22 protein-coding genes are annotated in these 21,878 nt (G+C 52.2%); 12 read left to right on the forward strand and 10 right to left on the reverse strand.

Annotated elements, in window-relative coordinates:
• Positions 1-3 precede the first annotated feature (3 nt).
• Positions 4-774, forward strand: coding sequence for a 3-oxoacid CoA-transferase (locus F4Y39_02675; protein MYC12613.1), 771 nt, complete (start codon positions 4-6; stop codon positions 772-774).
• Positions 775-845: 71 nt separating this feature from the next.
• Here the strand turns inward: F4Y39_02675 and F4Y39_02680 are convergent, their stop codons facing one another.
• A complete protein-coding gene (locus F4Y39_02680; protein MYC12614.1) occupies positions 846-3,134 on the reverse strand; it encodes a glycoside hydrolase family 95 protein in 2,289 nt (762 codons plus the stop codon).
• A gap of 328 nt (positions 3,135-3,462) precedes the next feature.
• Here F4Y39_02680 and F4Y39_02685 point away from each other — a divergent pair, with 328 nt between their 5' ends.
• Together F4Y39_02685 and F4Y39_02690 are read left to right on the forward strand one after the other, a co-directional pair.
• On the forward strand, positions 3,463-4,044 hold the full coding sequence (locus F4Y39_02685) for a hypothetical protein (GenBank protein ID MYC12615.1): 582 nt from the start codon (positions 3,463-3,465) through the stop codon (positions 4,042-4,044).
• A 41-nt stretch (positions 4,045-4,085) separates the two neighbouring features.
• A complete protein-coding gene (locus F4Y39_02690) occupies positions 4,086-4,358 on the forward strand; it encodes a type II toxin-antitoxin system Phd/YefM family antitoxin (GenBank protein MYC12616.1) in 273 nt (90 codons plus the stop codon).
• 55 nt (positions 4,359-4,413) lie between these two features.
• Here F4Y39_02690 and F4Y39_02695 read toward each other — a convergent pair whose 3' ends face one another.
• Positions 4,414-4,776 (reverse strand): hypothetical protein, encoded by a 363-nt coding sequence (locus F4Y39_02695; GenBank protein ID MYC12617.1) that lies wholly within the window; start codon positions 4,774-4,776, stop codon positions 4,414-4,416.
• 2 nt (positions 4,777-4,778) lie between these two features.
• Positions 4,779-5,009: a DUF433 domain-containing protein gene (locus tag F4Y39_02700; protein MYC12618.1), complete on the reverse strand. Its 231-nt coding sequence runs from the start codon at positions 5,007-5,009 to the stop codon at positions 4,779-4,781.
• Positions 5,010-5,112: 103 nt separating this feature from the next.
• On the opposite strand from F4Y39_02700, the gene F4Y39_02705 reads away from it, so the two are divergent.
• Positions 5,113-6,141, forward strand: coding sequence for a DUF4037 domain-containing protein (locus F4Y39_02705; GenBank protein ID MYC12619.1), 1,029 nt, complete (start codon positions 5,113-5,115; stop codon positions 6,139-6,141).
• Positions 6,142-6,203: 62 nt separating this feature from the next.
• On the opposite strand, the gene larC is transcribed toward F4Y39_02705, so the two are convergent.
• Together larC and F4Y39_02715 are read right to left on the reverse strand one after the other, a co-directional pair.
• Positions 6,204-7,355 (reverse strand): nickel pincer cofactor biosynthesis protein LarC, encoded by a 1,152-nt coding sequence (gene larC / locus F4Y39_02710; GenBank protein MYC12620.1) that lies wholly within the window; start codon positions 7,353-7,355, stop codon positions 6,204-6,206.
• Positions 7,356-7,430: 75 nt separating this feature from the next.
• Positions 7,431-8,813 carry a M23 family metallopeptidase gene (locus F4Y39_02715; protein ID MYC12621.1) on the reverse strand — a complete coding sequence of 461 codons (1,383 nt, stop codon included), beginning with the start codon at positions 8,811-8,813 and terminating at the stop codon, positions 7,431-7,433.
• A 223-nt stretch (positions 8,814-9,036) separates the two neighbouring features.
• Here F4Y39_02715 and rlmN point away from each other — a divergent pair, with 223 nt between their 5' ends.
• The 8 genes from rlmN to F4Y39_02755 all read left to right on the forward strand — a co-directional run bounded on the left by rlmN (position 9,037) and on the right by F4Y39_02755 (position 16,922).
• Positions 9,037-10,092 (forward strand): 23S rRNA (adenine(2503)-C(2))-methyltransferase RlmN, encoded by a 1,056-nt coding sequence (rlmN, locus tag F4Y39_02720; GenBank protein MYC12622.1) that lies wholly within the window; start codon positions 9,037-9,039, stop codon positions 10,090-10,092.
• Between the two features lie 245 nt (positions 10,093-10,337).
• Entirely contained in the window at positions 10,338-11,627 is a 1,290-nt protein-coding gene (gene murA, locus F4Y39_02725; protein MYC12623.1) for a UDP-N-acetylglucosamine 1-carboxyvinyltransferase, read from the forward strand.
• 44 nt (positions 11,628-11,671) lie between these two features.
• Positions 11,672-12,973, forward strand: coding sequence for a CCA tRNA nucleotidyltransferase (locus F4Y39_02730; GenBank protein ID MYC12624.1), 1,302 nt, complete (start codon positions 11,672-11,674; stop codon positions 12,971-12,973).
• 97 nt (positions 12,974-13,070) lie between these two features.
• Positions 13,071-13,637 (forward strand): hypothetical protein, encoded by a 567-nt coding sequence (locus F4Y39_02735; protein MYC12625.1) that lies wholly within the window; start codon positions 13,071-13,073, stop codon positions 13,635-13,637.
• 8 nt (positions 13,638-13,645) lie between these two features.
• A complete protein-coding gene (locus tag F4Y39_02740; protein ID MYC12626.1) occupies positions 13,646-14,734 on the forward strand; it encodes a hypothetical protein in 1,089 nt (362 codons plus the stop codon).
• Positions 14,735-14,765: 31 nt separating this feature from the next.
• Positions 14,766-15,767: a putative methyltransferase gene (locus F4Y39_02745; GenBank protein ID MYC12627.1), complete on the forward strand. Its 1,002-nt coding sequence runs from the start codon at positions 14,766-14,768 to the stop codon at positions 15,765-15,767.
• Positions 15,694-16,626 carry a DUF2156 domain-containing protein gene (locus F4Y39_02750; protein ID MYC12628.1) on the forward strand — a complete coding sequence of 311 codons (933 nt, stop codon included), beginning with the start codon at positions 15,694-15,696 and terminating at the stop codon, positions 16,624-16,626. The genes F4Y39_02745 and F4Y39_02750 overlap by 74 nt, the downstream gene beginning before the upstream one ends.
• Positions 16,627-16,634: 8 nt before the next feature.
• Positions 16,635-16,922 carry a hypothetical protein gene (locus tag F4Y39_02755; protein ID MYC12629.1) on the forward strand — a complete coding sequence of 96 codons (288 nt, stop codon included), beginning with the start codon at positions 16,635-16,637 and terminating at the stop codon, positions 16,920-16,922.
• On the opposite strand, the gene F4Y39_02760 is transcribed toward F4Y39_02755, so the two are convergent.
• The 5 genes from F4Y39_02760 to F4Y39_02780 are packed head-to-tail and all read right to left on the reverse strand — an operon-like array spanning position 16,897 to position 21,875.
• Positions 16,897-17,712, reverse strand: a complete 816-nt coding sequence (locus F4Y39_02760) for a phytanoyl-CoA dioxygenase family protein (GenBank protein MYC12630.1) — start codon at positions 17,710-17,712, stop codon at positions 16,897-16,899. The genes F4Y39_02755 and F4Y39_02760 overlap by 26 nt on opposite strands.
• A gap of 8 nt (positions 17,713-17,720) precedes the next feature.
• On the reverse strand, positions 17,721-18,725 hold the full coding sequence (locus F4Y39_02765; protein ID MYC12631.1) for a dipeptide ABC transporter ATP-binding protein: 1,005 nt from the start codon (positions 18,723-18,725) through the stop codon (positions 17,721-17,723).
• 26 nt (positions 18,726-18,751) lie between these two features.
• Positions 18,752-19,738, reverse strand: coding sequence for an ABC transporter ATP-binding protein (locus F4Y39_02770; protein ID MYC12632.1), 987 nt, complete (start codon positions 19,736-19,738; stop codon positions 18,752-18,754).
• Positions 19,739-19,741: 3 nt separating this feature from the next.
• On the reverse strand, positions 19,742-20,884 hold the full coding sequence (locus F4Y39_02775; GenBank protein ID MYC12633.1) for an ABC transporter permease: 1,143 nt from the start codon (positions 20,882-20,884) through the stop codon (positions 19,742-19,744).
• Positions 20,877-21,875 (reverse strand): ABC transporter permease, encoded by a 999-nt coding sequence (locus F4Y39_02780; protein ID MYC12634.1) that lies wholly within the window; start codon positions 21,873-21,875, stop codon positions 20,877-20,879. Before F4Y39_02780 ends, F4Y39_02775 begins: the two co-directional genes overlap by 8 nt.
• Positions 21,876-21,878: the final 3 nt, after the last annotated feature.

The raw sequence follows: 21,878 nt of genomic DNA on the forward strand, positions 1-21,878 counted from the left end.
CCTATGTCTGATTATTATAACGCGATGGAACTGATGATTTGTGTGGCATCCCGATTGCTGGAGGATGAGGCGACTGTTGGGGTGGGCACGGGGGCGCCGTGTGCTGCGGCGATGCTGGCGCAAAAGACGCATGCGCCGGGGCTTTTGGTGGCTTTTGAAGCGGGTGGTTTGGCGCCGATGTTGCCCGCGATGCCCATTTCTGTGGGTGATTCGCGCACGACACACCGGGCACTTATGGCGACGAGTATGTGTGATATTATGGAGACCTGTCAACGGGGTGTGATGGATTACGCGTTTTTGGGTGGCGCTCAGATCGATGCGTATGGGAATTTAAATTCTACGGTTATTGGCGATTATAAAAAGCCGCGCGTGCGTTTTCCGGGTAGCGGAGGTGCCAATGATTTTGCGAGTTTTTGCTGGCGCACGCTGATTATTACACAGCACGATCGCCGTCGTTTTGTGGAAGAGATCGATTTTTTGACGACGCCGGGTTTTCTGACCGGGCCGGGCGCGCGCGAGGCTGCGGGGTTGCCCGAAGGCGGGGGACCTTATCGCGTGATTACGGATCTGGGTGTGATGAGTTTTGATGAAGATACATGTCGGATGCAGGTCGAGAGTTTGCATCCCGGTGTGACGTTTGATGAGGTGCAGAGAAATACCGGGTTTGAATTGGGTCGGGTAGATTCTCTTGAAGAGACTGTGCCGCCCTCAGAAGAGGAGTTGTGCATTTTGCGCGATGAGGTTGATCCCGATGGGTTGATTATTGGGAGATGATGCCAACAATTTCAAAACAAAGCCGTCATCGCGGCATGGTGTTGAGCCGCGATCCAGTGCGCTTAAATAACTTATCCCCCGAGCGCAATATTGTAGCTTTTTCCTTTTTCGGTTTGGAACGCTATTTCTCCCTGGCGTTCTGCGATGACCTCCCGGTCGTCATTGACTGCGCGCATCAATCCATTGTATAGCAGGCGGATGGGGTTGCCCAATAGGGAAGTTATGCGCGCGGATTTTTCTCCGTTTTTCCATTGTAAATCTACTATAAATCCCCCCCTTGCTCTCAGTCCTTCTGTGTTGCCTTCTGTCCAGGCGTCTGGCAGTGCGGGAAATAGCTCAATAGCCTGATGATGGCTTTGTAATATCATTTCCACAATGCCCGCGGCACCGCCCATGTTGCCGTCCATCTGAAACGGGGGATGGTTGTCGAATAGGTTGGGCAGTGTCGAGCGTATGAGCAGTTGCCTCACGTCTTCCCAGGCGCGATCCGCGTCTTTTAACCTCGCCCACACGTTGATGAGCCATGCTCTGCTCCAGCCCGTGTGTCCGCCGCCATGCGCGAGGCGGTGTTCAATGCTTTTGCGCGTGGCAGCCAAGAAGTCGGGTTGATCGACGAGTTGAAAGCCGGGATATACGCCGTAGATGTGTGAAATATGCCGGTGCCCCGGTTCTGGTTCTTCAAATTCTTCCGTCCATTCCATCAGGCGTCCATCAGTGCCGATTTGCGGTTCTGCGAGACGGGATAATGCACTTTTTATGTCGTCGATAATGGGGTCGTCGAGGGATAGGATCTCGGCACAGCGCAGACAATTTGTAAATGTTTCCCAGATGATCTGCTGGTCCATGCTCGGTCCCATGACGAGGTTGCATACGTCCTGCGTGCCCGGCGCGAGGAAGCGGTTTTCCGGTGAAGAAGAGGGACCGGATACGAGTTTGCCAGTTTTTGGATCTTCTGCCAACCAGTCGAGGAAGAACAGGGCGGCGTCCCTCACAACCGGCCAGGCCTGGTCTCGCAGAAATGTTTCTGAGCCGTTAAAATCCCAGTGTTCCATAAAGTGCCTGCTGTTCCATCCGCAGCCCATGGGCCACATGCCGTATTGGACCTTTCCCAATGGGTCGGTGAATCGCCACGCATCTGTTGTGTGATGCGCTGCGGTTCCGCGACAGCCATAGACTTCTTTTGCGGTTTGGCGGGCTGTTGTGCGCAGGGCGTCTGAAAACTCCAAATACGGTTCATGGCATTCGGGCAGGCCGACGAGTTCACAGAGCCAGTAGATCATCTGGATATTGATGTTGATGTGGTAATCGCTGTTCCAGGGGGCTTCGTATTCCTGGTTCCAGATGCCCTGTAGATTGGCGCATAAACTGCCCGGGCGCGAGCAACAGATTGTGAGGTAGCGTCCGAAGTTGAAGTAGAGTGCAACGAGCGCGGGGTCTGATGTGTGTTCGAATTCGGCGAGGCGACGGTCTGTGGGGATGTTGTCGTATTTGTCTTCTCCGAGAGAGAAGGCGCATCGGTCGAAGTAGGTGCTGTGATCCCGAATGTGTTCGCGTTTTACGCGGGGATATGGACGTGTACCACACGCTTCGATTGTGGATATTGCGGAGGCTTTCAGGTCGCGTGTCAGGGGCGTGTAGGGGTCGTCAAAGTTGTAGTCGGTATCGGCGCAGACGACTATTGTGACTGCGTCCGCATTTTCGACGACGAGGGCGTCGTTGGCACACTGGACGCGCCCGTTTTCGGCAATTGCTTTGATTCCTGCAGAGAATTTTACGCCGGGATGGGTTTCTCCGTGTCCCGCGCGTCCGGTTATGAGGAGTGTGTTTTCGGATATGCCCGACCACTGCGCGTTTTCTTCCCGATGGAAAGATATCCGACACGATATTGCGCCTGCTTTGTCCGATGCGATGCGACAGATGATTGCTCGGTCGATTGCTGTGGCAAATACTTCTCGGTGATATGCGACGTCATTTGCAACCCATTGCGTTGTGGCGATTGCAGAGTTTAGTGAGAGTTCGCGGCGGTAATCGGTGTGTTGTTCGATGCCGCTTTGCTCGATGAGCAGGTCGCCCAATGTCTGATAGCTGCGCGGTACTATGCGTTCTCCCATGACGCCTTCTTGCACGAGGTCCTGCGCTTCGGTGTATTGGCCTTCAAAGAGCAGTTGACGCGCGCGTGCGACGACCTGTTGCGCGCCCGGTGGTGATACGGGTACGGGAGGTCCCGCCCAGATCGAGTCTTCGTTCATTTGTATGCGTTCATTGCTTACCCCACCAAATACCATGGCGCCGAGTTTTCCAGCCCCCACGGGTAAGGCGTGATTCCAATCTTCCGCTGGTTCGTTATACCAGAGTTTCATTATTTCCTCCGCTGTTTTAGTTCCATAAATTCTCTGGTAAAATAGCAGGTGAATTCGGTTCTCGCAACTGTCTATTGTATCGTGTCAAATATTTGTGACTCAGGGTTCGTTGACACCCTTTTGGCTTTCGGATATATTGCACCAAAGAGCATTCTAATTTTTAAATTTGTGGACATTTGTTGATGCATTAAGGTCGGCCTGATAGACTTCCAAAAGGCCACGCATTGCGCGTCTGTGAGCAATGTTTCAGGGTTTATATGTGGGTACAAAAAGGTGATGTGCGGCTATTCGAATGCGTATATCGGAATGTGAAAGAAGTGGAATAACAATGGAACGATTATTGTCTTTTATTTTTTTGCTGATTATTGTGGTGGGTCCCATCTATCTGATCTTCTATATCCGCCAGAAAAATCGGCGATGCCGATACTGTTTGGTTGGGACAAAGAAGGTGCTGGGTCTGCCAGAACAGGAGGAGATTAATCGCCTCATAGAAAATGAAGAGATGCCGGGGACATCAGCCCATTATGAGTTGTGTTCAAAGTGCAAAAGGCTATACGATTGGAGATGGTTTGACGATGAACGCGTACACAGGCGGGACGGAGATATGCACGATAGACAGTGCGTTTGTGGGTTTGATTTGAAACCTCTGTGGGGTATAAAACCGGAGATTTCTAAAGAGGCATTACGCGCGATTCCCCTGGAAACGCTCAATGCATTATATGAAAAATATGGAAAATCGAGGTTGATCGAGAAACTCTACGATCCGCTTGATGATGACAATATTCTTTTTTTGTGTTCACAATGCAGACGAATTTATATGTGGCAGCCCGTAGGTGACTATCAAGTGTTACAGTGCATTTCACAAAATCATTCAAAATACGATCCAGACCCGTTTGTGAATCGTTCTTGATTTGATAAAAACCATATTACAATAATGGTAATTTGTTGAAAATGAGATTATTGGAGGAAACAATGCAGATATGGAGTGTGACTGAATTTAAGGCTCAGGCACTGGGAATTTTGGACCAAGTTGCTCAAACAGGCGAACCTGTGATCGTGACAAAACAGGGGAAGGCGATTGTTAAGGTGATACCTTTACCCTATGGTGCAGATATCTCAGAAGGTGCAACGGTTCAAGAGCCGGGTAAATTGAAAGGAACAGTACTGGAGGAAGTTGATATTGTATCTCCTTTGGGCGCGGATATTTGGGATGCTGCGCGATGATATATTTAATGGATTATTGGGATATGCGCAAACTGACGATAGTAATACCTCATATTCATATGGGCAAAATTCGGATCCGAGTTCTGATCTCATCTACAACAACCAGAGATCCAGAAGCCAGATCATCATCGTGCTGTCTGAGAGCAGCGATTACGATATTTTCCAGATGCTCCGGCAATATATCTCGCGCGCGAACCTGAAGCACACTTGGACCGGTCGCGTGAGATAGAGCCAGCATAGTGCCGAAATCCAGATCGTGGGTAAACACGATGTATTCATACCTCAGCGCCCAATCCATAATTACCCGGTCACTGTCTCGCGGATCCCCTATTGTGGACCAATGGACTGCGGACCATCCATGGCGCTTCAGAACGGGCACCCAATCGGGTGACAAATTCATGTCGATCAGAAGCTTCACACTCATGGAGTGACCAGTGCAACTTCCCGTTCTTCGACCCGCCAGGCTGCATAGGCCAGAGCTTGATCGATATCTTCGCGCTCGAGATAAGGATAGGCTTTTAGAATTTCCTCATGTGAGCGACCAGCCGCCAGGAGCCCCACAACAGTTCCGACCGTTACTCGCAGTCCCCTAATACATGCTTTGCCGCCCATAACAGCGGGATCAAAAGTAATTCTCGTGAATTTTTCCACGCGCTATCTCCTTCTATATCCGTATGATCGGGTATAAAAACGATTCATAAAAATAAAAGTGTAGCAACAGTGAAAGTTTGTCAACCGCATTTCAACAAAGGTTATGAACAGCATGAATCGTCCCTATGTGCAAATCGAGTCTGAGAATAAGATCTCCACGCTTCGACATCATTTGGAAAAGATGTTGCCGGAGTTTGAAGCGTTGCCGGGTGTTGTGGGCTTGACCTTGAATGGTGGCCTTTCACGGGGTTATGCAGATCATCTTTCGGAGATTGATGTAACCATCTATTTGACTTCAGAAGCTTTTGTGGATTGGCAATTGAGTAAGCCTCCGATTGCTGTTGGAATTACCAAATTGGCGGGGCAACTCTATGATGTCAAGTATGTAGATTTTGCTGCTGAAAGCGCGCGCGATTGGAATGATACTGAGTTGTGGGATGCATCGTATGCGGAGATTCTGTTTGATCCTGAGGATCTTCTCCATTCAGTTTTTGCTGAGAAATTGGCTGACCGACCTGAACCCGGTAAGGCGGGAAATTTGCTGATGAGTTGCTGGTGGTATTTCCGGCTTACGGGCGATAGTTGGATTCATCGTGGGGATGTTCTACAGGGTCACTATGTGTTCAATCAGGCTGTCACTGCGTTGGTTCAAGCACTTTTTGTAGCCAACCGGGAGTATATTCCACATGAGAAGTGGTTGCTGCATTTGAGCCGCAGTCTTGGGTGGACGCCAGAGAATTGGGAGGAGCGCTTACAGGCTGCGATGAGTACGGGAGATTTGACTGTGGAGAGTTTGAAGTCCCGGCAAATTACAATCGCGAGTCTGTGGCGGGAAATAGACAGGTATATTATTGAAAATTACTATCCACACCTGCCTGTTCATATGATGCAAAAGACAACGTATGAGAGGTTAAAATTACTGGCGAAAGAGGGGTCCATATCGAAAGGCGAATGGCAAATGAGAACGGGTTCGGGCGTTCCCGGAGGAGATCCATTTTATTCGATTTTTAAACTTGAGGACGATGAGCTGATTTTTGATCTGCAGGCATTGCTCGCAATTGATGAGGACGCTATGTATGACTGGCACTATGAAGTTCTGCGGGCTGTGAAAGAGGATCTTCAGAAGGGGTAGTACGGGGAAGGGGAGAGTATGTCTCCCCTTCCCTGTACGGGGAGAGACCGGGGGAGGGTTAGCTATAGTGAATTTACAGATTTATAAACGTCGAGTATCGGCACCTGTTTTTCGCGTGCAATACGGGCGCAGTCGTCGTATTCGGGAGTGATGCGTTGTTTGCCGCCGATGTCGGCGATTTTGACGCGGATGGGTCCATAAGGGGTTTGGACGGTGTCTGTGCGGCGTTCGAGGATGTGGCGTTGAACGGGCAGGCGGCGGATGCCGAGGGTGGTGGTTTCTGAAAAGATGAGTTCGGTGAGTTCGGTTTCTTTGTTGGGGTCGGCCAGGACAGTGAGTTGAATGCCCGGGCGGCCTTTTTTCATGATGACGGGGGTGAGGAAGGCGTCGCGCGCACCGGCTTCGAGCAGGCGGTCGATGAGGTAGCCGTAAATTTCAGGGGTCATGTCGTCGATATTTGTTTCGAGCAGGACGGGTAAATCTGTCCGGGGATCTGCGACGAGTTCACCGATTTCAACGCGGAGGAGGTTGGGTACCTGTTCGACATCGCGCGTGCCAGCGCCATAACCCGTGTTTTCTGTGCGTAGCTGAATTGTTTCGCCAATATTAGAGGCGAGTGCCGTGAGGAGAGCCGCACCGGTGGGGGTGACGAGTTCATACGGGATGTCTGTGCGTTCGGATGGAAAGCCTTTTGTCATTTCTACGACTGCGGGAACCGGGACGGGCATCGCCCCGTGTGCGCCCCGCGTGTGACCCGAGCCAAATCGGAATTTGGAGGCGTAGATCGCTTCGATTTCGAGGAGTTCGAGGCCGACGATAGCGCCGACGACATCGACGATGGCATCTACTGCGCCTACTTCGTGGAAGTGGACCGCTTCAATGGTGGTGCCGTGGATTTTTGCTTCGGCTTCGGCGAGTTTTTGAAAGACGCGCGCGGCTTTTTCTTTTGCAGAGGCCGATATCTCGCTGTTGTTGATGATTTCAAGAACGTCTTTCAGGTGCCGGTGGACGTGGCCTTCCCGAGCGTTGACGTCTATTTTGGTGCCGGCAATGCCGTGTTTTTCCACGCGACGCTGGGAGAGGGTGAATTCGCGCACACTGAGTTTGTCGAGTTCAGATTTCAGGACGGAAAAAGACAGGCCCGCATCGACGAGCGCGCCGAGGGTCATGTCGCCGCTGATGCCGGCAAAGCAGTCGAAATAGGCGACTTTCATGAGATAATCCTAAAAAAAAGACCGTGAGTATTCACGGTTATAGAACTTGTTTATCCGGGGAGGTGAGAAAAGAATCTACTCTGCTACTACCCCTACCGGCAATGCAGTTGTGACGATTGAACCGTTTTTGCGACCTAAGAGCGCGAGATACTGGTCGCGCTGCTGGTGAAAATACGCCATGTATTTTTCGGGGATGGGTTGACCTGCGGGGCGATTGATTTTCCGCGTTGGGTTGATCAGTTTGTATTTGCCATTTACTGTGGCGTAAAAATTGAAGTGCAAGTGTGGGCCTGTGGAGCGTCCGGTTGAACCTACATAACCGATGGTTTGTTTTTGGTTGACGCGCTGTCCCTTTCTCAGGCCCCGCGCAAATCCCCTCAGATGGCCATAGCCGGTTTTATAGCCGTTGCTGTGTTCGATTTCGATATAGTTGCCAAGCGGACCTTTGCGTCCGACAAAAGCAACCGTGCCATTGGCAACGGCCCAGACTTTTGTGCCGTATGGCGCGGCGTAATCCACGCCGTGATGCCGCGTGTATTTTTTTAGTATGGGATGAAATCTACGGTTGGTAAATGGGGAACTGATGCGGGTAAAGTTCAGGGGTTTACGCAGGAAGAGTGCCTGGAGTGTGCGACCTTTTGCGTCGTAGTAATTTCTGTTTCCTCTGGGGTCGGTGTAGAGAAATGCTTGAAAAGATTCTTTATCGCCTTCGTATTGGGCTGAGAGAATATCGCCATAGCGGACAAAGGCACCGGATTTGCCGTAGAGTTTTTCAACGACGAGCGTAAATTCGTCGCCTGTTCTGCAGTCGTTGTAAAAGTCGATATAGTATTCAAATACGTATTCGAGTTTGTCGCACAGAAGAGCCGGATTTTCACCGGTTTTTTGAAGCGCGCTCCAGATGTTGTCTTTTATGCGGCCGGATACGATAATGGCCTCTCGCTTCAATGGCAGGTTTTCTTGCCTGGCTTTGAGTTGGCCATTTATTCGTTCGACGATAAATTGCGTTTCGTGGTTGTTCTGCCTGGTGTATTTGAGGTGCTGAATGGTTGAACGGCTGTCGAGCACCAGTTCATAGCGATCCCCACGCCGAACGATATTGGGATTGAATGACGCGCGTTTAATATCTCTGTGTAGCACATCGATAAGTTCGAGAACTTCGGTGCGTGAGATATTTTCGCTCGTGAGGGCTTCGGTGAGATTTTCTTTGTTGGCGATATAGCCCACAATTCTGGTGGTTTTGGATTCTGGAGGAGGGGTAAGTGGGAGGATGAGATCTGCTTCAACTGGATCTGGTTTTGCGGGACTTTCTTCAGTCATTTTTGCGACGGGTTCATCTTTTGCCGGTTCTTTGCCAAGACCAAAGAGCATACTGACGGATATTAGTAAGCAGAAGAAGATCCATCTTTTGCGTGGCTTGGGGGATTTGGGCTGACCTTTATAAGCGCGAACCGGCATGTGGGGAGGGACCCTCGTGAACTTTGATGTGTTGCTGACTGAATGTGCGCCAAACAATAAACCATCTTGCTGTGTACGTCAACCGCATTATATTGGGGTCGCAAAATTGTGTCTGCTATATGTTGTAATTCGCGCGCTGTGACCTTGACGTTATCTGCAAGCCTGGGTAAATTGAGTTGTTGAAGATCAGGTGGGCCGATCGATAGCGAGGATATAATATACAATGAATGCTGAGAAAATAGAACTCAAAGGTTTGTTTCCCGAAGAATTGGCACAGCATGTGTCCGATATGGGCCTGGAGCGGTACAGAACCCGACAGTTGGTTGACTGGCTCTACAACAAGGGTGTCACGGATTTTGAGTTGATGACGAATTTGTCCAAAACCGTGCGCGCGCAGTTCGATGAGCAATTTACGCTTTTGAGATTAAATTGCGTTGGTGAATTGAGGTCTTCGTCAACAGATACGGTGAAGTTTTTGTTTGAGTTGCCCGATAAGCGACTTATCGAGAGTGTTTTGATGTGGGATGGCAAGCGTCGCACGCTGTGTGTGTCGTCGCAGGTGGGGTGTCCGCTCGATTGCCAGTTCTGCGCGACTGCGCGCATGGGGTTGATTCGCAATTTGACGGCGGCAGAGATTGTCGAGCAGGTGTTGTACGCACAGCGTTTTTTGCGTGCAGAGGGCGATGAGTTGACGCATGTGGTGATGATGGGGATGGGAGAACCTTTGCTGAATTTCGATCAGGTGATTCGAGCTATTCGATTGATCAATCTGGATTATGGGGCGGCCGTGGGCATACGTCGCATTACGTTGTCAACGGTTGGCCATGTGCCGGGTATTGCAAAACTGGCAAGAGAAAAACTCAAAATTGGATTGGCTGTATCGCTCAATGCGACGACCGATGAGCAGCGGTCAGAGATTATGCCGATCAATCGCAAGTGGCCTATTGCAGAACTCCTGTCCGCTGTGCGGGCTTATTACGATCAGGTCAGACGGTGGGTGACATTTGAATATGTGTTGTTGCACGGGTTTAATGATACAGCCGAAGATGCATACAGGCTGATTGACCTGATGCGAGATATTCCATGTAAAATCAATGTGATACCGTGGAATCCCATTGAAGATGCGCGCTATGAACGCCCCCCGCAGAAAGCAATTGATCGGTTTGTCGATATTTTGTCTCAGGCAAAATTGACAGCAACTGTTCGCTATAGCAAGGGAGATGATATTGCGGCCGGGTGTGGACAGTTGTATTGGGAAATGGAGAAAGGTGTGAAGTAGGTAGGGGACGGTCCCCGTGCCGTGCGTCATCGCGGCAGGATCCCTGCTCAACACCATGCAGGGACATGCTTTAGCCGCGATCCAGAAGGTTTTGCCTCTGATTTTCATCCTGTTTATCCTTTCATCCTGCAAATCCTGATTCTGCCTTTTTACTCTTGAAATATTTCCCTATCTGTTCTATGATAAGCATAACCACGAAGCTACCTGTTTTTTCTCCTCCATAATACAGTTTGGAGATGTTTTTTATGGACCAATTTGTTATCGAGGGTGGACATCCTTTGTCTGGAACTGTTGTTCCTGCTGGCAATAAGAATGCGGCTCAACCTCTTTTGGCGGCGACTTTGTTGACTGAAGAACCTGTGGTGCTAAAAAATGTACCTGATATTGGTGATATTGCCGTTATTGTCGAAATTTTGCGCGATCTGGGGGCAGAGGTTCGCTACTCGGGTGATCACGAACTGACTATTTGTACACGGGATGTCCTCAAGTCTGTGTTGCGGGCCGATTTGTGCCGGAAAGTGCGCGGCAGTTTTATGTTTGCCGGTCCGTTGTTGGGGCGATTTGGGAGGGCGACGATTCCGCGACCTGGGGGCGATCGCATCGGTCGGCGGCGGGTCGATACGCATTTGATTGCGCTGGAAGAACTCGGCGTGCGTTTTCATACCAATCACATTTATGATTTTGAGGCGCCCAGAGGCCTTGTGGGGGCGGATATTTTTTTGGATGAGCGCAGTGTGACCGGCACTGAAAATGCCGTGATGGCAGCGGTTCTTGCGCGAGGTACGACTATTTTGAGCAATGTGGCTTCAGAGCCTCATGTGCAGGAATTGTGTTTGATGCTGAACAGGATGGGTGCTCAAATTTCGGGTATTGGGACCAATGAACTGGTTATTGAAGGCGTGTCGAGGCTCAGTGGGACTACGCATACGATTGGTCCAGATTATATGGAGGTCGGCAGTTTTATTGGATTGGCAGGGGCGACCAATAGCGAGATACGCATTGTCAATGCTGCGCCCAAAAATATGCGCAAGAGTTTGATGGTGTTTCGGCGTTTGGGGCTGGAAGTTGAGGTCGATGGACAGGATATTGTGGTGCCGTCCTTTCAAAAGCTGGAAATTATGCCGGATGTGGGCGATGCGATTCCGCGCATTGACAACGATCCCTGGCCGGGTTTTCCACCCGATTTAATGAGTATTGCCATTGTGTTGGCGACACAGGCGCGGGGTACGGTGCTGTTTTTTGAGAAGATGTTTGAACAGCGCATGTACTGGTTGGACCGTCTCATCGATATGGGCGCGAAGATTGTGATTTGTGACCCGCATCGCGCTGTGGTGGTGGGGCCGTCAAAACTTTATGGCGAGCATTTGACGAGTCCCGATATTCGAGCGGGTATGGCGCTGATTATTGCGGCTTTGTGTGCCGAGGGTCAAAGTGTGATTAGAAATATCGAACAGATCGATCGCGGTTACGAACAAATCGATACGCGCTTGCGCAGTTTGGGTGCGCGTATTCAGCGGGTGACGGTAGAGGAGTAATGGTAAAGAGGTGATTTGATGTGACGAATGACCAGGATGCACGCATGGGCGCGCTGGAAATTGTGCGTCGTTTGCAGGCGCGGGGTTTTCGCGCTTTGTGGGCCGGTGGATGCGTGCGAGACATGTTGATGGGGCAGGTGCCCCGCGATTACGATATTGCCACAAATGCCGATCTCCAACAGGTGATCGGCATTTTTCCTCATGCACAGGTGGTTGGGGCGCATTTTGGGGTGGTGATTGTGCGGCTGGGTGATTATCATTATGAGGTGGCGCGTTTTCGCCGCGATCTGAAGTATTCCGATGGTCGACATCCCGATGGTGTGGTGTTCGTGGATGAAGAAGAGGACGCGAGGAGGCGCGATTTTACCATTAATGGGATGTTTTACGATCCCGTGGTAGATGTTGTGCTCGACTATGTGGGGGGACAGGCTGATTTAAAAAAAAAGGCGATCCGCACGATTGGCGATCCGCATGCCCGATTTCGTGAAGATCGATTGCGTATGTTGCGCGCGATTCGCTTTGCGTGTCGGTATCACTGGCCCCTTGAGGAGAAGACGCGAGAGGCTATTGGAGAACTGAGCGCGAGTATTGTATTTATAAGTCACGAGCGCATTCGCGATGAAGTTGTTAAAATTTTGACCGAGGGGGGCGCGCCTTTGGGGGTGCGCTGGCTGATCGATCTGGGATTGATGGCGGTTTTTATGCCCGAGGTTGTGGCTATGGATGGTGTGCCCCAACCGCCTCAGTTTCATCCCGAAGGCGATGTGTTGACCCATACGCTTATTATGTTGGGTTTGATGCAGAATCCCTCTGTAGAGTTGGCGATGGGTATTTTGTTGCACGATGTGGGCAAACCCCCTACTTATGAGGTGCGGGATCGCATTCGGTTTCACAATCATACAAAAGTTGGGCGCGAGATGGCCGAGGAGATTTGCAGAAGGTTGCGTTTTTCGTCGGAACAGATAAAGCATATTGCGGCGTTGGTAGCAGATCATCACAAATTTATGCATGTACAGGAGATGCGCTCGAGTACGTTGAAGCGCTTTTTGCGTACGGATCGGTTTGAAGATCACCTGGAATTGCACCGGATTGATTGTTTGTCGAGCCATGGTGCGTTGGACAATTATGCGTTTTGTAAGGCTGCGCTGGAGAATCTGGAGCCAGAACAAATCAGACCTGTTCCGTTGATTAATGGACGCGATTTGATTGCGATGGGACAAAAACCCGGTCCCGCGTTTAAGAAGGTGTTGCGGGCTGTTGAAGATGCACAGTTAGAAGGGCGTGTAACGCGACGCGATGAGGCGCTGAGGTTGGCTACACAGGTGTTTGAATCGCTTGGGTTGTAGTTCTGCAGTTCATCCTGCAACTGTTTGTCTGTTGAGATGTATAAGAGATGATATTTGAGATGTTTACTGGTTGCTGTTTTTTTCAGGAGGTAGGAGAATGTATAAACGATTGTTTGCAGGTCTGATGTTGATGGCTATGGGGTGGACGCCCGCCTGGGCGACGACTGTGAAGACGTTTGTTTTTGAAGAGATGTGCGAAACCGCGCAGACTATTGTATATGTCAAATGTCTCGCGCGCGATAATGCAGTTTTTGCCGATCGAGAGGGTATTTTTACCCAAACGCGGTTTAAAATTATGGAGGTGGTCAAAGGGCAGACTGATTCAGAAATGGTGCTGACTTTGCCCGGCGGTGAGTGGGAAGGACAGCGCATGTATGTGCCTGGTATGCCGCAGTTTGTGGTGGGGCAAGAGACTGTGCTGTTTCTTTCGAAGCGCGACGATTTTGGTTCTCCATGGCCGATGGGATTGGGACAGGGGTGTTATGCCGTGCAGGTGGGTGAAGGTGGAAATCGCCAGGTCAGACTCAGACATGTGCCTTTGCCTCCGGAGGTACGCAGCAAACCCGCACAAGCGCAAACATCGCACATGGAGTTGGGCGATTTTTTGACTGCGGTTCGAGAAGTGCTCAATTTGAACCAGCAAGAGGCACCTGCTGAACAGTAAGGGGTAATATGAATCTGCATTTTGATATTCGAGATATTTTTCGCTGTGTGCGACTGGGTTGGTCTGGGAAAAAAATTTGGGTTGGGCTGTTGGGGCTGGTCGCAGCTTGGGCGGGCTATTCGGCTTTGTTGCTTATCGCACATGTCCGCGCGGGCAGTGGGGACATGTGGCAGCGCTATGGTTTATTCCCTGGCGCAGCGATCGGTGAATTTGATCTGCCTGGCACGGGGTTGCACATTTTGGGCATGGTGTTTGCCCTTGCGGTGGTGTTTGTAACGACCAGTATGATGTGCAAGATCACTTTTCAGCAGCTTCGGGGCGATGAATTTTATTCGGTTGGCGATGCCTGCCGATTTGCAAGCGCGCGCTGGAAAACCGTGCTGTTTGGCCCCGTTGCCGTGCTTGCTCTGTTTGCCCTTTTTGTGGTTGGCGGCGTTGTGATTGGGTGGATTGCCGGCTGGATCCCCTCGGTGGGTGAGATAGTTTTCGCGCTGTGTTTTATTCCCATTTTTTTTGCGGCTTTGTTGGCTGTGTTTATCGGTCTGGTATTTGTTGTTGCTGTGATTATGTCGCCAGCTATTGTGGGTACAGAGGGGGTTGATATTTTAGATGTTGTGATACAGTCGTTTTCACTGACGTGGTCACAGCCCTGGCGATTGGTTTTGTATGCGGTGTGGATGATTTTTGCGGTGTGGGTTGGTTTGATGATGCTGGGAGCTTTAACCATGGCTGCGATTGGTCTGATTGCCTGGGCATGTGGTTTGTTTATGGATGTTAAACTGGCCAATCTTTTTTACGTGGCGTCGCACTATCTCTTGTTTGTCCCGGAGAAATGGGATGATTTGTTTGCGAGTTTGCCCGTGCCTGGGATACCGTCGGGAGCCGAGGTCTGGGGTGGTGGTATCCTCGGGGTGATGCTCATTGTGATTACGGGTATTGTGGTTGCTTATGTCCAGGCGACTTATGCGTCGGGACTGAGTTTGATGTATGTGGTTTTAAGACATCGCAAGGACGATGAAAATTTGCTTGCTCGGGATGATGATCTCGAGGTTGTGAGCGAGGAGGCCGGCGATAACACTGATTCCGAAACGGCATAGGTCAAATTTTCCCGTTGACTTGCTGCGCGAGGTGGCAATCCAGGCGCGGCTGGCCGAAGGTGCCGAGGGTGTGCGTCGCATTCTGCGAACGGTTTTTATGGCTGAGCAGATTCCCGTTCGCAATGTCGCCCAGGAGGTGGGGTTGCCCGTTCCCGTGGTTGCCGCTGTGCGGGGTGAATTGGAAAAGAGAGGTATTTTGACGCGAAAAGGTGGGGTTTCGCTCACGGGTAAGGGCCTGAGTGTTGTGCAATCGGAGTTGGGGCTTTCGTGCCGCAAACGCTTTGCGCGCCCGGGCGTGCCTCCCATACCTGTGGTTTTGAAAGAGGTGTGTGGTCGTTTTGCAGATATTGCTGAGAGGCGACCAGAGGTCGATGTCAAACTGGATCAGTCCCATGCAACGCCCGAAACTGTTTTAAGGCGTGCTGTGTATTTGTACGAACACGATGCTCTCGAAGGGCGCAATCTGCTCGTTCTTGGGGACGACGATCTGACGTCTGTGGCGGTGGGATTGCTGGCGCAGCATTTGGAGATTGTTCTCGGGCAGGTGGTGGTGTTGGAGTGCGATGGGCGGCTCGTTGATTTTCTCGGTGTAATCAGCGAACGCGAAGGGTTGCCTATCACTGTGATTGCACGCGATTTGCGCGAAGATATTCCGGGTGACCTGTGCGGGCAAATGGATGTGTTTTTTACCGATCCACCCTACACGTTGTCCGGTTTGTCGTTATTTGTTTCTCGCGGTGCTTCTGCACTGGTGCCCGAGGTGGGTAAGCAGGGGTTTGTCAGTTTTGGCCGTCGTTCACCAGATGAGACAGTACGGGCGATTGGTTCATTGATCGAGATGGGCTTTGCGCCTGTGGAAATCATACCGGATTTTAATAAATATGTCGGTGCCCAGGTATTGGGGGGGGTCAGTCAGATGATTCGTCTGATTTCTACCGGGAAGCCACAGCCTCTTGTGACTGGCACATATCACGGGGCACTGTACACGGCTGATCTCAAAAGGCGGCGACAAGGTGATCGGGCATCCCATTGATCCCACGTATGGCGAGTATTTGCGCGATGTGTTTTTGCGAGCAAATAAGCGGGCCTGGTGTTATTTTCCGCCCTTTCTCTGTGCTTTTAGTCTCGCACCCAATCGGATTGTGTGCGTCGATGAAATTGCGGGGAGTACGTGTCTGTTAGTAAAGCGTCCAGAAGGTGTTGACTTGCTGCTGCCACCTGTTCCCTGTGATGCTGATACGCTGAAGAGGGTTGTCGATAAACTTGCCTCTCATCAGGGTGGTCGTCTGCCGAGAATTTTGTGGTTAGATGCCTGTGATGCCAAATATGTAGATACCGACAAGTTTGCACTTCGCGATAAAGACGCAGAATACGTTTACGATCCATCGCAGATTGCTGCGGCTACAGGAAGGCGTTTCAGGGATGTGCGCAAGCGCGTGCGCCGTTTTGAGCGCGCCCACGCGTTCCGTTTTCGCGCTTTGACTGCGTGGGATGTGCCGGATTGTTTCGCGCTGTTGAAGCATTGGCGTCGGCGCCAGGGGCGTCGGCATCCCTTTTTGCTGGACTGGGGATATACGCGGGCAGCGCTCGATCAGTTTCATTTTTGGTCAGAAGATGTGTTGTGGGGGTGGTGTGTGGAGGTTGCGGGACGGATTGAGGCTTTTGCCCTGAGCGGAAAGATGCAGCCCGATTTGGCGCATTTTTTTGTTGCGAAGACCAATCCCGATTTGCCCGATTTGTCGTATTTTTTGCGATGGCGAGTTTATGGCGCGTTGTCTGCTTATCGCCGCGTAAATGACGCTGGAGATCTGGGTTTGTCGGGTTTGCGCCAGTTCAAGCAGAAATTTCGACCTGTGGATCAGTGGCGGGTTTTTTCAGCAGAACCCCTGTGAGGCATATTATGAACAGGTTGCTAATCGTTGCAATTTTGAGTCTATGGATTTGTGGATGCGAGACCACATCGCCCTCTTCTTATGTTTATTACGAGGTGGTGCATTCTCCAGAGCAAGTCGCGGTGGGAGATTCTCTGTTGATAGAGACCAGAGAGGGCGCGACATTTCAAGGGATTTTGTTGCGGGCAGATAAAGAAGAGATTGTGGTGACGACAGAGACGCAGGGTAAGATCCGGGTACTCTGGCGCGAGGTCTCCAAGGTGAAGCGCGTTATAAGGGCAAGGGCGCAGGAGTGAGTAAGCGATCTACTTCGTTGGACCAGGTGTTGGCAACGCAAAGGCCGTATTCTTTTTTTCCTCCTGTGGAAAGGGGACCTGTGAGGTGGGTATAGCGTTGGGTTGCTTTGAGGTTTTTGGGAATATAGTCGGTGTTCAAAAAGTGCAGTGCAAGGCCCGCGCGTTCTCTGTGTGTGGTATTTGCAAGTGTGCGATGTGCAATGCCAAAGTTGAAGAAGACGGCACCTCCGGCTGGCAATTCAATGGGGATGGCTCTTTCTTCGGGTACTGTGCAGTGGATGTGGTGGTCGCTGTTGGGGTCCCGGTCGTGGGCGTAAATTTCGCGGTGGCTGTCGGGTACGATGTGCAGTGTGCCGTTGGCGATGTTGGCATCGTGAAGGGCAACCCACATGCCAACGCCTTTGGCGGGATCGCTGATTTTGAAATACGCGTTGTCCTGGTGCCAGTCCGTGCCAATGCCCTGTTTGCCGGGTTTGAGAAAGATCTGGTCGAGGTGGAATACAAAGGGAGAGCCGATGAGTTGCTCGACAAGGGCGAGGACTTTGGGGTGAAAGTGCAGGGCGCGATAAAACGCGCTTTTGGGCGTGATGGGACAGATTTGCAGGTTGATTTGCGTTTGTGAATGGGTCTGCCCATCCCCGTCGGTGGCGACATTGCGGAGGAGGCCCTCGCGTTTGAAGCGGTCGAGTTCAGCGCGCATGGCGCGTATTTCCCGGCGGGTGAACATGTCCGGGACTATGGCGTAACCCGAGGTGCGAAAGCGGTCGAGTTGTTCTTGTGTTAGAGACATTTTCCCTCTTAAAATGTGAGTTCACCGGCAAAGTGACAACTCGCACGATGCCCCGGTTCGATTTCTATGAGCCGGGGTTCTTCTGTTTTGCATTTGTCCTGTGCATAAGGACAGCGCACGTGAAATTTGCATCCTGGTGGGGCGTCGGCGGGGTCTGGTACGTCGCCTTCGAGGGGGATGCGCTCGCGCTGATCGTCGGGGTCGGCGATGGGAACGGCGGATAGGAGGGCCGCAGTGTAGGGGTGAAGGGGATTCTGGTAGAGTCGTTCGGATGTGGTGATTTCAATGATTTGACCGAGGTACATTACTGCAACGCGGTCGGAGATGTGTTCGACGACGCTGAGGTCGTGGGCGATGAACAGGTAGGTGAGGTCGAAGGTTTCCTGGAGGTCTTCGAGGAGGTTGATGACCTGAGCCTGTACGGACACGTCGAGGGCGGAGACGGGTTCGTCTGCGATGACGAGTTTGGGGTTGAGTGCGAGGGCGCGGGCAATTCCGATGCGCTGGCGCTGTCCCCCTGAAAAGGCATGGGGATATCGCCGCAGGTGATCGGGGCGCAAGCCCACGCGGATGAGCAGTTGTTCGACGCGGTTTTCGAGTTCAGATCCCGATGCGATCTGGTTGATGATGAGGGGTTCGGCCACGATGTCGAAGACGGTCATGCGCGGGTTGAGCGACGAGAAGGGGTCCTGGAAGATGTATTGCAGTTCTCTCCGCAGGTCACGCATGTGTTCTTTGCCGAGGCTGCGCAGATCGAGTTGCTGGCCGTTGTGATGGAAGATGATTTCGCCGTCGGTGGGTTCTATCAGGCGAATGATGGACCGCCCTGTTGTGGTCTTACCGCAGCCCGATTCGCCGACCAGGCCGAGGGTTTCGCCCCGGTGCAGGGTGAGGTCTAAGCCATCTACTGCTTTGACATAGCCGACGACTTTTCGCCACAAGCCCTTTTTGATGGGAAAGTGGGTTTTGAGTCCGGTAACTTCGAGAAGAGGCTGATTGTTTTTCTCTGGCATGATGTCTGGTTCCATTTGCGAGGCGGTCAGTTTTCCAGCCAACAACTGACGCGATGGCCCGATTCTATTTCGAGGAGTTGTGGTTCTTCTCGGCACTTATCCATTGCATGCGGGCACCGCGGGGCAAAGGCGCAGCCTTGTGGGATTTCAAAAGGATCGGGGATTGTGCCTTCGATGGGTACCAGGCGGCGTTTTTGGCCTACTTGTGGAATGGAGTTCAGCAGGCCCCTGGTGTAGGGATGGCGCGGATCTTTGAAGACGGTGCGCGTGTCGGAGTATTCGACGATTTTGCCCAGGTACATCACCGCGACGTAGTCGGCCATGCTGGCGACGACGCCGAGGTCGTGGGTGATGAGCATGATCGCCATGCCGATGTCGGATTGGAGATGGCGCATCAGGTCCAGGATTTGGGCCTGTACTGTGACATCGAGGGCTGTCGTGGGTTCGTCGGCGATGAGCAAGCTGGGATTGCACGAGAGGGCCATTGCGATCATGGCGCGCTGGCGCATGCCGCCTGAGAGTTCATGGGGATACGCATCGACCTGACGGTCGGGACGGGGCAGGCGCACTTTGTTGAGGGCATCGATAGCGCGTTCACGAGCTTCTTTTTTGTCTGCGTTCTGATGCAGCATGATCGCCTCGGCAATTTGGTTGCCCACGGTGTGTACAGGGCTGAGAGAGGTCATAGGCTCCTGAAAGATCATGGCGATGTCATTCCCGCGAATGTCACGCATCTGCGTGCCTTTGGGATTGAGTTGTGTCAGGTCAATGGGATCGCTTTCGGGATCTTTGTGAAAGAAGATCTGCCCGTGTTCGATTTTGCCCGGGGGACTCGGGATGAGGCGCATGGTTGAAAAGGCGGTGATGCTTTTTCCACAGCCCGATTCGCCGACCAGGCCGAGGGTTTTTTCGGGCGCTATGGATAGGGATACGCCATCGACCGCGCGCACGACGCCATCGTCGGTGTGGAAATAGGTTTTGAGGTCGCGTATGTCTAAGAGCGGTTGGGTCATATCTTATCTGCTCGAATACGGGTCGGCTGCATCGCGCAGGCCATCGCCGAGGAAGTTGAAGGCGAGGACGGCAATGATGATGCAGACCCCCGGGATGAGGAGCCAGGGATAGAGACTGAGCGAGTGAATGTTCATGGCGTCGGATAAGAGCAATCCCCAGGAGGTCATGGGCGGTTTGATGCCCAGGCCCAGAAAACTCAATGTACTTTCGCCGAGGATGAATCCGGGAATGGCGAGGGTTGCAATGACGATGATGTGGCTGAACATGGATGGGAGCAGGTGCCGAAAAATGATGCGCCGATCTTTGGCACCGGCCACGCGGGCGGCCAGTACAAAGTCGGATTCGCGGATGGACAGAGTTTTGCCGCGTATTTCACGGGCGAGTCCGCCCCAGCCCACGAGCGCGAGTACGGTGACAATGCCCATAAAGACCAGATGCGAGGGCCATTCGGGAGGCAATATTGCGCTGAGGGCCATGAGAATGGGGATAGATGGAAATGCAAAGATGAGTTCGATGATGCGCTGGATGATGTTATCGATATTGCCGCCGTAATAGCCGGAGATCACACCGAGTGTGGAGCCGAGGGTGAGGCTGATGAATACGGCGAGCAGGCCAATGGTGAGGGAGATGCGGCCCCCTGCGATAATGCGCGAGAGCATGTCGCGCCCAAAGCGGTCGGTGCCGAGGAGGAACATGGGATTGTCTTTGCCGGTGCCAAACAGGTGAATGTCGGTGGTAAAGAGGCCATAGAATGTGTATTGGGCACCTCGCGCAAAGGGGTACACGGGATAGCGCACAGAGGCGTCTTCTGTATAGGTTTTGATACCGGTTTGCAGGTCAAAAGATTTTTTGATGCCATAGACAAAGGGCCAGTGGATGCCGTCTTGAGAGAATATGTGGATGCGCTGGGCGGGCAGGTGTACGTAGTTATAGTAGCGATGCGCCGGATCGTGTGGGGCAAGAAATTCGCCCAGAAAGACGCAGATGTAGAGAAAGATGACCACGCATCCACCGATGACGCCAGCGCGGTGTTTTTTGAAACGCCGCCAGATGAGCTGGCGCTGTGAATAGGTGGCGGTGGTTGTGTTTTCTACGACGAGGGTTTCTTCGCGCTCGTCGGGAGGTGTTTCGACGACACTACTCATAGCGAATCCTCGGGTCGAGCCATGCCAGGAGAATATCGGCTAATAAATTGCCGATGAGTAAGAAAGTGGCGGCTAAGAGCAGGAATGCACCTGCCAGATACATGTCTTGAGATGTGAGTGCTGTGAGAAAAATGGGGCCGGCGGTTGGCAGGCCGAGTACGATGCCAGTGACGACGGCGCCAGAGAGCAGGTTGGGCAGTTCGAGGCCCAGGCGGCTGACGAGGGGGTTGATGGCAATGCGCACGCCGTATTTGACGATGACTTTGCCTTCTTTGAGGCCCTTGGCGCGGCCGGTTTGGATGTGTTGTTGGCCGAGTATGTCGAGCAGGTTGCCGCGCATGATGCGGATGATGCCCGCTGTGCTGCCCGTGCCGATGACGATGATGGGGACCCAGATATGTTTGAGGAGATCGACGAATTTTGCCCATGTCCAGGCAGCGCCGATGTATTCGGGAGAGAGGAGTCCGCCTACGGATTCGGCTTCGAAGACGGCGACCTGAATGAACATGATGACCAGAGCCAGCAAAAAGTTTGGGGTGGCCAGGCCGATGAATCCGAGAAAGGTAAAGCCGTAATCGCCTATCGAATACTGTCGGGTGGCAGAGTAGATGCCAATGGGTATGGCGACGATCCAGGTGAAGATCAATGTGGAGAGTGTGAGTGTGAGGGTGAGTCCCAGTCGTTCGGCCAGGAGTTCCATCACGTCCATTTCGTAAGTGAAGGATTGCCCGAAGTCGCCTTTGCTGACGATTTTCCAGATCCAGTGGATGTATTGCACATAGATCGGATCGTTGAGGCCATAGCGTTCGCGCAGGGCGTCGATTTGCGCCATCGCGCTTTCAGATCCGAGTTCGCCCTGTTCGGCCAATTCGGCGAGGCGAGAGGTGAGCATATCGCCCGGCGGTGCTTGAATGACCACAAAGCTGACCATTGAGATCAGGATCAGCGTGGGGATCATGTGCAATAGACGGCGGATGATGTAGTTGGTCATAGG

The sequence above is a fragment of the Gemmatimonadota bacterium genome (assembly GCA_009838845.1).
Lineage (GTDB): Bacteria > Latescibacterota > UBA2968 > UBA2968 > UBA2968 > VXRD01.

Excerpts from the sequence above, each read along its gene's own strand:
- F4Y39_02675 (MYC12613.1), top strand. The coding sequence starts at position 4 with ATGTCTGATTATTATAACGCGATGGAACTGATGATTTGTGTGGCATCC.
- F4Y39_02680 (MYC12614.1), bottom strand. The coding sequence starts at position 3,134 with ATGAAACTCTGGTATAACGAACCAGCGGAAGATTGGAATCACGCCTTA.
- F4Y39_02685 (MYC12615.1), top strand. The coding sequence starts at position 3,463 with ATGGAACGATTATTGTCTTTTATTTTTTTGCTGATTATTGTGGTGGGT.
- F4Y39_02690 (MYC12616.1), top strand. The coding sequence starts at position 4,086 with ATGAGATTATTGGAGGAAACAATGCAGATATGGAGTGTGACTGAATTT.
- F4Y39_02705 (MYC12619.1), top strand. The coding sequence starts at position 5,113 with ATGAACAGCATGAATCGTCCCTATGTGCAAATCGAGTCTGAGAATAAG.
- larC (MYC12620.1), bottom strand. The coding sequence starts at position 7,355 with ATGAAAGTCGCCTATTTCGACTGCTTTGCCGGCATCAGCGGCGACATG.
- F4Y39_02715 (MYC12621.1), bottom strand. The coding sequence starts at position 8,813 with ATGCCGGTTCGCGCTTATAAAGGTCAGCCCAAATCCCCCAAGCCACGC.
- rlmN (MYC12622.1), top strand. The coding sequence starts at position 9,037 with ATGAATGCTGAGAAAATAGAACTCAAAGGTTTGTTTCCCGAAGAATTG.
- murA (MYC12623.1), top strand. The coding sequence starts at position 10,338 with ATGGACCAATTTGTTATCGAGGGTGGACATCCTTTGTCTGGAACTGTT.
- F4Y39_02730 (MYC12624.1), top strand. The coding sequence starts at position 11,672 with ATGGGCGCGCTGGAAATTGTGCGTCGTTTGCAGGCGCGGGGTTTTCGC.
- F4Y39_02735 (MYC12625.1), top strand. The coding sequence starts at position 13,071 with ATGTATAAACGATTGTTTGCAGGTCTGATGTTGATGGCTATGGGGTGG.
- F4Y39_02740 (MYC12626.1), top strand. The coding sequence starts at position 13,646 with ATGAATCTGCATTTTGATATTCGAGATATTTTTCGCTGTGTGCGACTG.
- F4Y39_02755 (MYC12629.1), top strand. The coding sequence starts at position 16,635 with ATGAACAGGTTGCTAATCGTTGCAATTTTGAGTCTATGGATTTGTGGA.
- F4Y39_02760 (MYC12630.1), bottom strand. The coding sequence starts at position 17,712 with ATGTCTCTAACACAAGAACAACTCGACCGCTTTCGCACCTCGGGTTAC.
- F4Y39_02765 (MYC12631.1), bottom strand. The coding sequence starts at position 18,725 with ATGCCAGAGAAAAACAATCAGCCTCTTCTCGAAGTTACCGGACTCAAA.
- F4Y39_02770 (MYC12632.1), bottom strand. The coding sequence starts at position 19,738 with ATGACCCAACCGCTCTTAGACATACGCGACCTCAAAACCTATTTCCAC.
- F4Y39_02775 (MYC12633.1), bottom strand. The coding sequence starts at position 20,884 with ATGAGTAGTGTCGTCGAAACACCTCCCGACGAGCGCGAAGAAACCCTC.
- F4Y39_02780 (MYC12634.1), bottom strand. The coding sequence starts at position 21,875 with ATGACCAACTACATCATCCGCCGTCTATTGCACATGATCCCCACGCTG.